This window comes from Streptomyces sp. SID14436, from assembly GCF_010548465.1.
In the GTDB taxonomy this organism is placed as follows: Bacteria; Actinomycetota; Actinomycetes; order Streptomycetales; family Streptomycetaceae; genus Streptomyces.
Genome location: NZ_JAAGMD010000725.1, coordinates 1 through 14,620, shown reverse-complemented (window position 1 = coordinate 14,620; position 14,620 = coordinate 1). Strand labels below are relative to the sequence as shown.

Sequence of the window (14,620 nt, the reverse complement as noted above, 5' to 3'; positions counted from 1 at the left end):
CCGCCCCCGAGCCGCCGACGCATTCCTGTCGACCGTGGCCCGCCCTGCAATCCAGGCTGACAGAAGGCCCGGCCCGGACCGCCGGCTGTATGACCGGGCCGTCTGCCCCCGCCGCAGGTGTAGTCAGACGAGCAGGGAGCTCAGACAGCGCTCGACGGGGTTCCCCCCAGGTCCCGAAGACCCCTGAAAAGAGGCTGCTTATCGGGAAACTCGCACGTAGCTATTGCCCCAAGGGTTACGGTCTGCACTCATGCGGTTTCTGCACACTTCGGACTGGCACCTGGGCCGCCGGTTCCACACAGAAGACCTGATCCCCGCCCAGCGCGCCTTCCTCGATCACCTGGTCGACACCGCCCGAAGCGAACGCGTCGACGCGGTCCTCGTGGCAGGCGACATCTACGACCGGGCCATCCCCAACCTAGACGCCGTGCGCCTGTTCAACCGAGCCCTGCACCAGCTCGCCGACCTTGGCGTGCCGATCATCATGATCAGCGGCAACCACGACTCTGCCCACCGCCTCGGCGTCGGATCCGGCCTCCTGGCCCGCGCCGGGATCCACTTGCGGACCGACCCGGCCACCTGCGACATCCCCGTCCTCCTCGAGGACGCCGACGGCCCGGTCGCCGTATACGGCATCCCCTACCTCGAGCCGTCGATGGTCCGCGACCGCCTGGAAGCGGAAGCCGCCTCCCACCGCGCAGTGCTCACCGCAGCCCTGGACCGCATCCACGCCGACCTCACCAACAACCAGCCGGCCGACACCCGCTCCGTGGTCCTCGCCCACGCCTTCGTCACCTCCGGCACCGGACAGCCCGCCGAACGCGACGAACGGGAGGAGTCCACCAGCGAACGCGACATCGCCGTGGGCGGTGTCGCCCACGTGGGCGCCGACGTCTTCGACGGGATCGACTACGTGGCTCTGGGCCACCTCCACGGCCCCCAGCGCGTCACCGACCGCATCCACTACAGCGGCTCACCGCTGGCCTACTCCTTCTCCGAAGCCCGCCACACCAAGTCGATCACCCTGGTCGACCTCACCCCGAACGCCGCCCCCACCGTCACCCGACGGCCCTGCCCCGTGCCCCTCCGTCTGGAACGCGTCACCGGCTTCATGGACGACCTCCTGACCAGCCCCGCTTATGAGCATCTGAAGGACGCCTGGCTCGAGGTCACCCTGACCGACACCGCCCTGCCCTTCGAAGCCATGGCCCGCCTGCGCCGCCGCTTTCCCCACACCGCCAGCCTCAAGCACCGACCCGTCCTCATCCCCGCCCAGGCCACAAACACCCCCACCTACAGCGAACGCATCCGCGGCCGCAGCGACCTCGACATCACCAGCGACTTCATCAACAGCATGCGCGGCACCGATCCCACCCCGGACGAACACGCCCTGCTCCAGCAAGCCGTCGAAGCCTCCCGCCTGAACGAGCAGCAGAAGGAAACCGTCTGACATGCGCCTGCACACCCTGCGCCTGCAGGCCTTCGGACCCTTCGCCGGCACCCACACCGTCGACTTCGACGCCCTGTCCGCCGACGGACTGTTCCTCCTGCACGGCGACACCGGGGCCGGGAAGAGCACCGTCTTCGCCGCCATCTGTTTCGCCCTCTACGGCAAACCCCCGGGCGACCGCGACCTGCTGCTGCGCAGCCACCACGCCCCTGCGGGCCTCCTGACCGAAGTCACCCTGGAGGCCACCCTCGCAGGCCGCCGCCTGCGCATCCACCGGATCCCCGCCCAGAAGCGCCCCAAGCGATCCGGCCAAGGCGAAACCGACCAGAAACCCGAGACCCGCCTCAGCGAGTGGGCAGTCGACGCCGACGGCCAGGGCCGCTGGGAGCCCTCCAGCAAGTCCCATCAGGAAGCCGCCACCGAGATCACCGACCTGCTGGGCATGAGCCGGGACCAGTTCTGCCAGGTCGTTCTCCTGCCGCAGAACGAATTCACCAAATTCCTTCACGCCGACGCCCACGGTCGGCGAGAACTCCTCGGCAAACTCTTCCGCACCGGCCGCTTCTCCTTCATCGAACGCTGGCTCAACGACCACAGCCGCACCACCGAGAAGAACCGCGACGCCGCCCGCGCCGACGTGCTGCGCCTGGTCGAACGCATCCACCAGGCCGCCAAAGGCGACCTGACAACCGAGTACACCGCTCCCACTCCCGACGACCCGCACACCCTCACCGAACCGGCCCGCGCCTGGGCCCGCGACCTCATCCGCGCCAGCCAGGCCGACCATGACAAGGCACTCCAAGCAGCCAACACGGCCAAAGAGAACCTGGGCAGACAGCAGTCACTCGAGGCCGCAGCCCGCGAACTCCACCAGCAGCAAGCCACTCACGCCCGCGCCCAGCAGCAGCTCGACCTTCTCCAGGAACAGGCCCCGCACCACGACGCGCTCGTCCAGCGCCGCGACCAGGCCCGCCGGGCCCAGCAGGTGGCGCCCCAGCTGCACGCCGCGGACACCGCCGCAGACGACCACATCCGGGCCCAGAACACCGAGCGCACTGCCCGTGAGCACCTGCAGCCCGCCCACGCAGACCTGGACGCCGGCCAGCTGGAAACCGCCGAGCAGAGTGCCCGCGCTCAGGCCGCCGTCCTGACCGCCCTCATCCCGGAAGAAGACACCGTCCGCCAGCTGACCGCCGATCTGAAGCGCACCGACGCCGAACGACAGGACTTCGCCGACCAGCAACGCACAGCTCAGGACTGGCTGGAAGAGGAACCCGCCCGGCGCCGCACCCTCGAAGCCCGGCGAGAAGCCGCCCGCAAGGCCGAAGAAGAAGGCCGCCGCCACCAGGCCGCCCTGGACATCCTCAAGGTCCGCCTCGAAGCCGCCAGGCGCCGCGACGCACACCTCACCAAGATCACCCAGGCCGAACAGCACCTGGCCGACGCACAGGCAGACACCGGCCAGACCGGCCAGGCCTACCTCACCATCCGCCGCCGGCGCACCGAAGGCATGGCCGCCGAACTCGCCGCCACCCTCACCGACGGCGCCCCCTGCCCGGTCTGCGGGTCCTGCACCCACCCGGCCCCGGCTGCCCCCCAGGACGGGCAGCCCACACGCCAGGACGAACAGGACGCAGAAGCCCTCCACGAGCAGGCCAAGACCGCACAGGACGCCGCCACGGCTGCGCTGCACAAGCTCCGCGAACAGGCCGCCACCGCTACCGGCGAGGCCGGCGACACCCCACTGGCCGACCTCAAAACCCAACACAAGGCACTCACCGCTGAGTTGACCGACTTCCTGGCCCGTGCTGCCGACCAGGGCACCGTCCAAGAAGAACTCCTCGCGCTCGATGGCGAGCACACGGCCATGACCCAGCAGCACAGCACCGCCACGGCCGGCCTGTCCGCCCGCAACGCCAGCTACGACACCCTCACCCAGCAACTCACCGAGCTGACCGACAAGCTCGCCGCAGCCCGCGGCCCCCACCCCACCGTCGCCGCACACGCCGACAAACTCACCCGCACCGCCAACCGCCTCAAAGAAGCCGCCGAAGCCTCCCACCACCTCACCACAGCCACCCAGACCCTCACCCACCGCACCACCCAGGCCACCCACGCCGCCAAAGACCAGGGCTTCGACACCCTGGCCCTCGCCCAGCAAGCCCTGCTCAGCGACGAAGACCTGCACACCATCGAGGAAGAGATCACCCAGTGGCGCGAGACCCGCGCCGCCCACACCACAGTCCTGGAGAACCCAGCACTGCAACAGGCCGCCGCACAGCCCCCCGCCGACCTCGACGCCGCCACGGCCCAACGGGCCGCCGCAGACGACCAGCACGCCGAAGCGGCCACCGCCGCGAGCGCCGCCCACACACGCAACCAGGACCTCACTGCCCTCGCCGCCGACCTCGAGACCGCCATCCAACGCCTTCAACCGCTCGAACAGGCCCACAGCACCGCCCGCCACCTGACCGAACTCGTCACCGGCAACTCACCCAGCGCCCGGGTACGCATGCAACTGGAGGCATACGTCCTGGCCGCCCGCCTCGAAGAAGTCGTCACCGCCGCCAACACCCGCCTGCACGTCATGTCCGAAGGCCGCTACACCCTCTCCCACTCCGACCACCAAGCCGCCCGCGGCGCCCGCTCCGGCCTCGGCCTGCAGATCACCGACTCCTGGACCGGCCGCCCCCGCAAGACCGACACCCTCTCCGGCGGCGAATCCTTCTTCGCCTCCCTCTCCCTCGCCCTGGGACTGGCCGACGTCGTCACCCACGAAGCCGGCGGCAACCCCCTGGACACCCTCTTCATCGACGAAGGCTTCGGCACCCTCGACGAAGACACCCTCCACAAGGTCCTCGACGTCCTGGACTCCCTGCGCGCCCACGACCGCACCGTCGGCGTCATCAGCCACGTCCCCGAACTGCGCCGCCGCATCACCCACCGCCTGCACGTGCGCAAAGACCCCACCGGCTCCACCCTCGCCCACCTGACCGAAGCAGCCGAATAACCTGCACCCTGCAGGGGGCGGGGACTCCCGCCCCCTGCACAGCTCTCAACCGACCCCCACGGAGCAGCACACCCTCATGGCTTCCGACATCGAGCTGCGGCCCCACCAAAAGGACGCCGTCGCTGCGGCCACCCGCACGCTCGGTCAGCGCTCCCGCGCGAGTGTGATCGCCGCCTGTGGCACCGGCAAGACCTTGATCGCCGCCCGCACCACCGCCCGCATCGCCCCCCGCGGCCGCGTCCTGGTACTCCTGCCGACGCTGGACCTGCTGTCGCAGACGATCCGCTCCTGGCGCACCGCCGGACGCAAAGGCACGACCATCGCGGTGTGCTCGGCACGCCAGGCCCTCGACCATGAGCCGCTCGGCGCTGACGTCCCCCTGACCACCGACTCCGGCGAGCTGACCGCCCTCGCCACCCCACCCCGCTCCGGCCCGGTCACCGCCTACGCCACCTACGCCTCCCTGTCCGCCGTCATCGCCGCCCACCGCGACCACCGCCTTCCCGCCTGGGACCTGGTGGTCGTCGACGAGGCCCACCGCACCGCCGGCCGTCTCGGCAAGGCCTGGGCCGCTGTCCACCACGACGACCAGGTCCCCGCCGCCCGTCGTCTCTACCTGTCGGCAACTCCCCGTATCTGGGACCCCGACGACGCCTCGGACACCGACGGGACGGAAGCGGTGGCCTCGATGGACGACGAGAACCTGTTCGGCCCCGTCGCCTACCACCTCAACCTCTCCGACGCCATCGACCTCGGCCTGCTCGCCGACTACCAGATCCTCGTCCCCGTCGTCACCGACCAAGACCTGCGCGACTGGCTCGCCACCGGCCCCGGCGCCGGCGTCGACGGACTGCGCCTGGCCGGCCGCCAGGTCGCTGCCCTGCGCGCCATCCACGACCACCGGCTGCGCCGCATCCTCACCTTCCACCACCGTGTCGCCGACGCCCGGGCCTTCGCCACCACCCTGGCGGACACCGCCGCCACGCTTCCCGCCGAGCTGCGGCCCGAGGGGCTGTGGGCGGACTGGATCAGCGGCAGCCACGCCCCTCAGGTCCGCCGCCGCCTCCTGCTCGAGTTCGCCTCTCACACCACCCCCGACACGCCGGCCGTCCTGTCGAACGCCCGCGTGCTGGGGGAGGGCATCGATGTGCCCGCCATCGACGCAGTCGTTTTCGCCGACCCCAAGAACAGCCCCGTCGACACGGTCCAGGCCGTCGGCCGCGCCCTGCGCCAAAGGCCCGGCGCCGGCAAGAAAGCCACCCTCGTCGTCCCCGTCTACCTCACCCCCGACGAAGACCCCGACGACCTCCTCGGCGCCGACGCCTACACCCCGCTGTGGCGCACCATCCAGGCCCTGCGCGCCCACGACGACCGCCTCGACGCCCGCCTGTCGGACCCCCGCACCCACCGCCCCACCATGCCCGGCGAGGATCCCGAAGCCTGGCTGCGCTTCGACCGTCCCACCCAGGCCGAAGAAGTCGCCCTCGCCCTCTCCCTGCGTGTCCTTGCCCCCAAGAGCGCCGAATGGCGCCGCGGCCTCGCCGCAGCCCGCCGCTTCCGCCACTCCCACCACCACCTCGACGTCCCCCAGGCCTACGAGGACCCCACCGGCTACCCCCTGGGCCGCTGGCTCACCTGGCAGCGCCACCTACACACCAAGGGCACCCTCGACACCGTGCGCGTCCACGCCCTCGAGCGCCTCGGCATCATCTGGGACCCCCGCCAGCAGGCCTTCGAACGGGCACTCGCTCACGCCGCCGCCTATGCTGCCCGCCACGGCCACCTTGCCGCACCCGTCGAGGAAGTCCATGACGGCTTCCCCCTGGGCCGCTGGCTGGCCACTCAGCGCACCCGGGCCGAGACCCTCACCGAGCAGCGCGCCGCTGCCCTCACTGCCCTGGACCGGTGGTGGAACCCGCCCTGGCCGATCACCTGGCAGCGGACCTACCACGCCGCCCGCCAGAGCCTGGAACACAACGGGACGGCCTCCCAGGCAGAGAAGTGGCTCGAGGCCCAGCGCGCCCGCTCCGACCGCCTTCACCCTGAACAGAAGTGCCTGCTGAAGGAGCTGGGACTCGTCGACCTGCCCGGCACGTCCGCCTTCCCGGCGGGAGAGAGCCACCTGCCGGCGCGCGAGCGTGCCTTCCAGCGCGGGCTGGCCGCCGCACGGGCATTCCGCGCGAGGGAAGGCCATCTCAACGTCCCCCAGCGCCACATCGAGGAGATCGACGGCGACCCCGTGCGCCTGGGCCAGTGGCTGAGCAACCTGCGCCGCCGCCGCTTCAGCCTCAGTCCGCACAGGCAAGCAGCCCTGGCCGAACTCGGCCTGTAAGCAGGCGAGCTCACCGCCGGTCGACGACGCCTCCCTAATCGGCATCGCGCTCACCGGCGGGATCGGCGGCCGCAGGGCGGGCCTGCGGATGCGCGCGGTCGGCAACGAGCTCGCGATCAGTTCCGGGCGAACCTTCTGCCAACCTGCTTCGACGAGAGCATGACTCGGGGGTGTGGTGTTTATAGCGACACAGCAACTCCGTCATTGCTCGAATCGCCAGGTCACCAACCGTCCGGATTCCAACTACCGCGTCTCGTCGCATGCGGCGAGACGCTCCCTCTTGCGCCAGTAGGAGCGCTTTACTCGGCAGGAGCCTGAGCAAGTCAGCCGGACCTGTCCGTAAGCTCCAAGGCGAGCAGGCGCAGGCCCTCTACGGCAGGGTGACGTGTGCGACTTCCGCACCGTGATGAGCGGCTGCCCGACCAGGGCGCCCACCCATCTCACCCCCGTCCATCCGCACGAGTTCGATCCGGACAACCACTCCGACAGCCCCCGCAAGACCCAGTAAGTTTGCGCAGGATGCAGCGTTGTGCGAGGGAGGGGCATCGTGAGCCCATCGGGCGTGTCGGGGAGCGGCAATACTCCCGTGCGCAGTCACGCGGTCGTCGTGGGTGTTTCCCACTACGCCCACGCAGAGCTTCCCGACCTGCCGGACGCGGCGCACAGCGCACGGCGGCTCGCCGAGCTGCTCACCGCTATGGGGTACGAGGTGCTGGTGTCCGCGGACCCGACGTCTGCCCAGTTGCGGGCCCAGATGGGGGAGTGGAGCGAACGCGCCCAGCTCGGTCCGGACGACGTGGCCCTCGCCTACTTCGTCGGCCACGGCTTCGTGGACGACGACCAGCACTACCTTCTCTGCTCCGACAGCAGGCCCGGCTTCCTGCACACGGCCATCCCGAGCGAGGACTTGGTCACCGGGGTGACCGACAGTCTGGCTGGTCACACGCTCGTCGTCCTCGACGCCTGTTGGTCGGGGACAGCCGGCCGGAACACGGCCCTACAAGCTGCGCAGACGCGTCACGCGGTGACGCGGAGACCGGGCAGCTGGGTGCTGACCTCGGCTCAGGACGGCTCTCATGACCGGGCCGGAGCCTTCGTGGATGTCCTGGAAGAGGTGCTGACCCACCCTTACGCCCCCGCGCACCAGCGGTACTTGGGAGTGCGGGAGGTGACCGAGCAGGTCAATGCCTCTTTCGAGATGCGCGGTTCGGGCCAGCGGGTGCGTGCCGTGGGCGTGGGACGTGAGGGTGCCGGACCGTTCTTCCCCAACCCCCTCTACACGCCCAGAGACGCGCCGACTACGCACGTGGACATCAGGAACGTCGTTCGGCTCCGCCAGGACCTGGACGACCACTTCATGCCGCGCAGCCGGGGCGTGCCCCACGGCTCGGACCAGGGCGACCACTTTGTGGGCCGTACCGCGGCGTTGACCACGGTGGCCGCCTGGTTGCGGGGCGAGAGCCGTGCCCCTTCCCCACTCGTCGTCACCGGCGACCCCGGTTCCGGAAAATCCGCTCTCCTCGGCCGGGTCCTGGCTCTCCTAGACCCGGACAGCTCGGCCCGGTTGAACGTCCCGCCCGACGTCCTGCCGCCGACGGGCCTGGTCGGGATTCCGATGAGCTGCCGAGGGGCCACCGCCGCGGATGTCGTCGCGGACCTGTCCGCTGCCCTGGGCCTGCGCGGGTCCGATCCTCAGATCCTGTTCGGCGCGCTCCGCGATCGCACCGAGCCGCTCGTGGTCGTGCTCGACGCGCTCGACGAGGCGATCGAAAGCCGCGGCATCATCACCGACGTCGTCCTCCCGCTCGGCGCCCTGCCGAAGGTCCGCCTCCTGGTCGGGACACGGCGGATGCTGCTCGCGGCGCTCGGAGAAGACGTACAGATCATCGACCTGGACGCAGCGCCGTATCAGGACGAACACGACCTCCGACTCTACGTCATGAGATTGCTGGCCGACGACGAGAACACGCTGGCCGCCCTACCGGACCTCGTCCCGGCCGAGGCCTTTGCAGCAGATGTGGCGCGTCAAGCAGGGCACTCCTTTCTCGTCGCGCAGTTGACGGTACGCGCCTTGCTCCAGGCCCCTCTCCCGCCCGGCGGCCTTCAGTCGCTGCCTCGCACCGCGTACGAGCTGTTCGCCATGTACCTGGACCGGCTCGGCCCGAACAAGGACCGAGCGCTTCGCCTTCTGCTTCCGCTCGCCTACGCGCAGGGACCCGGACTCCCACGCTGGCTGTGGGCCCCGCTCGCCAAGGCGCTGGCGCAGGAGCCGTTCGGGGACGACGACGTCCGGTGGATCCTCGAACAGGGCAAAGTCCTCATCAGCCAGGCTCAGGGGCCCGAGGGCACGGTGTACCGCCTCTACCACCAGACCCTGGTGGAATACCTGCTCCACGACGACCACGACGGCACCGGCAGGCACCGCGCCATGGCACGGTGCCTGGCGCAACTCGTGCCCGTCGCCGCCTCCGGTGACCGGGACTGGGCCGCGGCGGACCCCTACATCCGTGCCCACGTCGCCACCCATGCGGCGGCGGGTCACATACTCGACGAACTGCTGCGGGATGAAGGATTCCTCGGGCACGCCACGCCTGGCCCCCTGCTGCGGGCTCTGGCGCAGACCGGCGCCATCGGCCCCGGGCGAGCACCTGACACGAGGCCAGGGCCTGCCCCCGAGCACTCCGAAGGGACACGGTCGGCGGAGCAGATCGTCTCCCGGATCCTGTCCGACCACGACACCGTTCTGGTTGTCGCGACCGAGTGGTCGTCGGCCCACGGAGGGCTGAGCACCTTCAATCGCCATCTGTGTGTGGCGCTCGCCGCGGCAGGCGCGAGAGTCTTCTGCATCGTCGTCGAGGCGGACGAGTCCGAGATCGCCGACGCGGCGGCGAAGGACGTGACACTGCTCTGTCACACGGGCGCCCCGGGAGCACCCGAGTACGGCAGGCTCACCCGCCGTCCGAGCCTGCCGCCGGGAGTGGTCCCGGACCTCATCATCGGTCACGCACGCATCACCGGTCCGGCCGCGATGCACCTGCAGGAGGACTTCTTCCCGGGGGCGCGTCGGCTGCACATCGTCCACATGGCGCCGGACGAGATCGAATGGCACAAGCTCGACGATACGACCGACCGTGCGGCCCGGGCGGAAGAACGTACAGAGATCGAAAGAGAGTTGGGGGCCACGGCCCACCGGCTTCTGGCGGTGGGCCCCCGTCTGTGGAACCGCTTCCTCACGGAAGTGGGCGACAGCTGCGGGCTTGAACCCTTGCAGATCGACCCCGGCTTCGACGTGCCTCACGGGGCTTCCGCGGCGCGCACGCCCCCTCGCGGCAGTCCGCTCAAGGTGCTGTTGGTCGGCCGCACGGAGGACGCCCGTCTCAAGGGAGTCGACCTGGCGGCACGCGCCTGTGGGCTGGTCCACGCCAAGGCGTCGACCGAACCGATCGAGTTGGTCGTCCGCGGGGCTCCGCCGGAGACGGCCGACAGCCAGCGCGAAGAGATCCTCAGATGGTCACAGACACCAGGTCTCGAGGTGGTCGTGCGTGCGTACGCCAGGGAGCGGCGCCTACTGGAGGCGGACCTGACCCGGGCCAGCCTCGTCATCATGCCGTCGCGTTCGGAGGGGTTCGGGCTGACCGGGGTGGAGGCCATCATCCGGGGCGTGCCGCTCCTCGTGAGTGCGAACAGCGGATTGGCGAACCTGCTGCGCGACACATTGAACGGCGAACTCTCGGAACTGGCCGAAGAATTGATCGTCCCAGTCACCAAACAGGACGCCGACGACGCCGCGGAGTGGGCCGCGCGGATCGAGAAGTGCCTGAACTACAGAGAGTCGACTTTCGCTCGTATGGCGGCCGTCCGCAGCCACCTCGCCGCGCGCGTCACCTGGGACGCGGCGGCGAAGATCGTGCTCGGGGAAGTGCGGTAACGCCCCTCGCCGGCCGGCCCGCCCCGGCGATCAGTGCGCCGCGAAAGCCTCCGCGGTCACGTCCCGCTCAAACGACGCTCGCTGAAATCCGTACGTCGCGATGTCGGAAACCTTGATCACGACGCAGAAGCGATCGACCGTGCCGAGCGATGCGGCGACCTCACGATGGTTGCGTTTGAGGAAGTGGATCGCCGCCTGATTCGTCAAGGACGTGTGGCCGCACACCAGAAAGACGGGCCGCGTGGATTCCGGCGGCCTGAACTTGGCCACCACGGCGTACTCCACGTTGCCGCGGTCGAAACCGTAACGCTGGCCGCCGACGACGAACGCCACGGAATCCGGGCCGGTGCCGTACGGGAGAATGGTGACACCCGGCACGTGGGCCCTCAGATGCCCGCCGGTGCGCACATTGGCATCGCCCATGGGGCCGCCGATGCAGAACTCGGTCTTGGTGTCGTTGCTTCCGCGGAAGTTGTCGCTGGACTCGGTAACGACATCGCAGCCGACATGGCTCGCCAAGGTCGCCACCTCGATCAGGGCACGGATCTCCTTGTGCGTCGCGACCCCTGGCACATGGTGCTTGTTGCCGATGATGATCAGACAGCTCTCGCCCGGCACCATGCCAAAGAACCGTGCAGTGCGCCACAGCGTGCGCCTGCGCTTGCCCCGTTCCCACAGCCACACGAGCGCACCGCCGATAAGGCTGGTCACCAGCCCGACGAGCACATTGACGACCAGCGCGTAGATAGCCGCCCCCTCTTGTCCTCCCCCTCTGGGGGCCCGACCGACCACGCTGATCCTCCACCACGGCACGGAGCCATGACAAGAAGCCCTGCGCCCGCAGTCGTGAAGCCGAAGCTGAGAAGCGAGACGGTGACCAGGGCGTTGTGGCTCATCGCGAGGACCACCGAGCGGAAGGTGCGCCAGGTGGTGGCTCCGTCGATGCGGGCGGCGGCGAGGCTGAGGACTGCTCGTTCGTGGCCGGATGTCACGCGTGCCGAGCAGGTGCGCTACTGGCTCGCTCGACCGCGGCGCGGGTCTCCCAGAGCCATGCCGGAGCTCGCTCTGTGCTCACGAGCTCACGTCGGGACTCAGATCTTGCGCATTACGGCCGTGATGGTGGACGCCTTCCAGCATTGACGTACTCCAGCTCGGCAGCCCGCTGTCAGCTCTGGCGCCTCGATCACCCAGGCGCTCACTCAGGTGCGCTAGTCAGATGGCCCGAGGCTGCCTCGGCAAGTACATCGAGGCCATGGCACTGCTCATGTTGTAGGGCACCTCGGCGATGGCTTCGCCGCCCGGGCGTCCCTTGGTAGTAGCGAGCTTCTCTTTCTTGCGCCAGTAGGAGCGCTTTGCTCGACAGGAGCCTGAGCAGGTCAGCCGGACCTGTCCGGTGGCGCCCAAAGTGAGTGGCGTTCCGCAGACGACGCAGCAGTCCGGTTGGATGCCCCGAGGAATGTCGGCGGCCGGGCTGGGGCAGGGGTGGGAGTCCGCGATCGATGCGTCGCGTCATGTAGGCCCAGCGGGCGCAGTGCTTCGAGCAGTAGATCTTGGTGGTGGGGCCGGAGATGAGGGGGCCTCGCAGGCTCGGCAGTTCTTGGCCCGGATCTGCGGCGGGAACGCTGTGTTCATCCGCCTGCGGTAGGCGGCTTGCCGGCATGCCGGTGAACAGTACTGACGCGGTTGCCGATGGTAGGAGAGCCCCTTGCCGCACTCCTGACAGTTGGTGATCCGTATGGACTTCAGCGGCTTGGGATGGCGCTTGCGGTAGCTCTTCTGGCGGCAGGCTTGTGAGCATCGCCGACGTGCAGTGAGGTAGTCCCCGATCGGTAGGGGTCTGCCGCACTCGACGCACTGCTTCCGTTCGAGGACTTCTTGCAGGAGGACTGCGTCGCGGCCAGTGACTGCGGCCAGGCGCTCCCAGGACGGGACCGTCTTCGGGGAGTTGGGGTCTCGCAGGTAGGCGCGCAGGTAGCTGGGCTTCAGGATGTTCGCGGGGGCCAGACGCTCGATGAACGCGGTGCGTCCCTCGCCTGTTCGAGGTCGGGGTTGGAAGGGAAGTTGCCTGATCGGGGTGGTGCCGTGGGGCGTCCTGGTCACCACTTGTCCCTCGCGTCGGTCAGCAGCCGGGGGACTCTGCGGCGACGTCGAGCGGAACGGCCTCCAGACTGTCCTGGGTGATCTGCTCGGTGCCGGTGAGGACCGCGTCGATCGCGGCTCCGCGGATCTGGTGGGAGAGTGCGCCGATCATGCCGTCGGTCCGTTTGTGCAGGAGGCGATCGAGCTTGACCAGTGTGCCGGGAGCGTAGCGGTGCAGCAGCAGCGTCCTTTCCATAGTGCTGACCAGCCCTTTCCACTCCTGGCCGTAGGGGAAGGGGTGGGTCGGGATCAGGGTGAAGCGTCCGGCGATCTGGGCACCGCGGGTGCCGGAGAGCAGGCTGCTGTGCTCGATGCCGATGCCGACGTAGATGAACGTGGCGGCGATGCCTTCGGAGAAGTACTTTAGGGTGTCGGCGACTTCGGCGCCGTGGCGGGTGGTCAGCGAGATGTTGTGCAGCTCGTCGACCAAGACGAGCCCGGTGCGGGCCTTGGTGCAGACTCCGACGACCGAGTCGATGATGTTGGTGATGTTGAACCGGCGGGTCGTGGGCAGGCCCAGGAAACGGGCGAACTCCGCCGCGATCATGCGAGGAGTCGCAGCCGGCGGGACGGTGACATAGACGACGGGGATGCGGTCGTCGACGCCTGGGTGCCTTGCCCGGTCCTGGAGTTCGTAGGCGAGGCCGAGCTGGGTGATCGCGATGGTCTTCCCGGTCCCGGCCGGACCGGAGACGATCAGGCCGCGGCGGGCGCTGACCGCGTGCCGGTTCAGCAGAATGAGCCGACGGCCGCTGGTCACCGTGCGCCGGACCGTCGAGGTCGCCACCACCAGTAGACGGGCGTGATGATCCAGGCCGGACAGGGCCGCGTACTCGTCCTCGCTCAGCAGCGCGGGCACCGACGGCCGCTGCGAGGCGAACGCGCGCCAGCCCTCCCTGGTGGTCAGATGCCGGGCGGCGTCCGCGTCCACGGTGTCCGGCATCGTCATGAACGCCTCCAGGGGTTCTCCAGCGGGTCGAACAGGCTGAGCGGGATCACCTCGGCCAGCTCCTCCGACTCGGCTGGCCCCTCGGGAGCGGCCTTGTCCGCAGGCTTCGGCTTAGGAGCCGCTGGGGGCAGAGGCGTGGACGGGCGGGCGGCCTTGGTGCGGGCCGCTACCCGGCGGTCCTTCGCTGCCTTGCCCGTCCTTGGCCGGTCGGGGCCGGCGTGGGCCCGGGTCAGCAGGGCGGCGTCGGCGTCGGCGATCTCGGCCTCGGTGGCTCCGGGCAGCTTGCGGGCCTCGTGGTCCCAGGCCAGCTCGCCGAAAACCCGGTTGATCCACGCCGCACCAGCCCGCAGAGCAGCGGTAATGATCCTCCGAGCGGCAACATGTTGGCTGACAGGCACAGCTCATTACCCCTCCACGCCCCACCAGTGGTATTCGGGGCTCATTCCAGACGGGCCAACAACTTCCGGAACATACAGGCCGGGTCTGACAACGCACTCCAAAACCGATGAAGACGTGCCCCCGCGGCAGCGGGGGCTGCAAGAAACCGCACATGCCGGCAGGCATGCCTCGCGGCCCCGTTCTGTTGGCCTGTCAGGGCCAAAGTGCATCTACCCAGGTACGACAGTGGGGGAGAGGAACCGGATAACTGTCTAAAAAACCCTTACGACATCACGGCGCCGTAGGCGCCGAGACGCACTGCCCCCGAACCTGCCCGGCAGGGCAGGGAACCCGAACCCACCCGACACCCCACCGTCATGCCGCCAGGCATGACACCTGAGCATGCGACAGCGGGGCCGCCAGGCCCCGCTCCT

General features: G+C 69.5%; 8 protein-coding genes and 1 pseudogene. 5 read left to right on the top strand and 4 right to left on the bottom strand.

The annotated features are described in order from the left end of the window. Positions 1–250 precede the first annotated feature (250 nt). From G3I53_RS25940 to G3I53_RS34595, 5 genes are all read left to right on the top strand, one after another. On the top strand, positions 251–1,450 hold the full coding sequence (locus G3I53_RS25940; protein ID WP_164336698.1) for an exonuclease SbcCD subunit D: 1,200 nt from the start codon (positions 251–253) through the stop codon (positions 1,448–1,450). Position 1,451: 1 nt separating this feature from the next. Then, positions 1,452–4,460, top strand: a complete 3,009-nt coding sequence (locus G3I53_RS34475) for an SMC family ATPase (protein WP_164336696.1) — start codon at positions 1,452–1,454, stop codon at positions 4,458–4,460. Positions 4,461–4,536: 76 nt separating this feature from the next. Continuing rightward, positions 4,537–6,792 carry a DEAD/DEAH box helicase gene (locus tag G3I53_RS25930; RefSeq protein WP_164336694.1) on the top strand — a complete coding sequence of 752 codons (2,256 nt, stop codon included), beginning with the start codon at positions 4,537–4,539 and terminating at the stop codon, positions 6,790–6,792. A gap of 385 nt (positions 6,793–7,177) precedes the next feature. Further along, on the top strand, positions 7,178–7,300 hold the full coding sequence (locus tag G3I53_RS34470) for a hypothetical protein (protein WP_275404173.1): 123 nt from the start codon (positions 7,178–7,180) through the stop codon (positions 7,298–7,300). Between the two features lie 78 nt (positions 7,301–7,378). Next, positions 7,379–10,720: a caspase family protein gene (locus G3I53_RS34595; RefSeq protein ID WP_164438832.1), complete on the top strand. Its 3,342-nt coding sequence runs from the start codon at positions 7,379–7,381 to the stop codon at positions 10,718–10,720. A 30-nt stretch (positions 10,721–10,750) separates the two neighbouring features. Here G3I53_RS34595 and G3I53_RS25920 read toward each other — a convergent pair whose 3' ends face one another. The 4 genes and pseudogenes from G3I53_RS25920 to G3I53_RS25905 form a co-directional block, all read right to left on the bottom strand. Further along, entirely contained in the window at positions 10,751–11,446 is a 696-nt protein-coding gene (locus G3I53_RS25920; RefSeq protein WP_343240691.1) for a hypothetical protein, read from the bottom strand. Positions 11,447–11,583: 137 nt separating this feature from the next. After that, positions 11,584–11,679, bottom strand: a pseudogene (locus G3I53_RS34130) (carbohydrate ABC transporter permease); the annotation flags it as partial. 1,160 nt (positions 11,680–12,839) lie between these two features. Further along, entirely contained in the window at positions 12,840–13,808 is a 969-nt protein-coding gene (locus G3I53_RS25910) for an ATP-binding protein (RefSeq protein WP_164336690.1), read from the bottom strand. Continuing rightward, positions 13,805–14,206, bottom strand: coding sequence for a hypothetical protein (locus G3I53_RS25905; protein ID WP_164336688.1), 402 nt, complete (start codon positions 14,204–14,206; stop codon positions 13,805–13,807). Before G3I53_RS25905 ends, G3I53_RS25910 begins: the two co-directional genes overlap by 4 nt. Between the last annotated feature and the right edge of the window lie 414 nt (positions 14,207–14,620).

Coding starts and splice junctions, on each gene's coding strand:
- G3I53_RS25940 (WP_164336698.1), top strand. CDS start 251: ATGCGGTTTCTGCACACTTCGGACTGGCACCTGGGCCGCCGGTTCCAC.
- G3I53_RS34475 (WP_164336696.1), top strand. CDS start 1,452: ATGCGCCTGCACACCCTGCGCCTGCAGGCCTTCGGACCCTTCGCCGGC.
- G3I53_RS25930 (WP_164336694.1), top strand. CDS start 4,537: ATGGCTTCCGACATCGAGCTGCGGCCCCACCAAAAGGACGCCGTCGCT.
- G3I53_RS25910 (WP_164336690.1), bottom strand. CDS start 13,808: ATGACGATGCCGGACACCGTGGACGCGGACGCCGCCCGGCATCTGACC.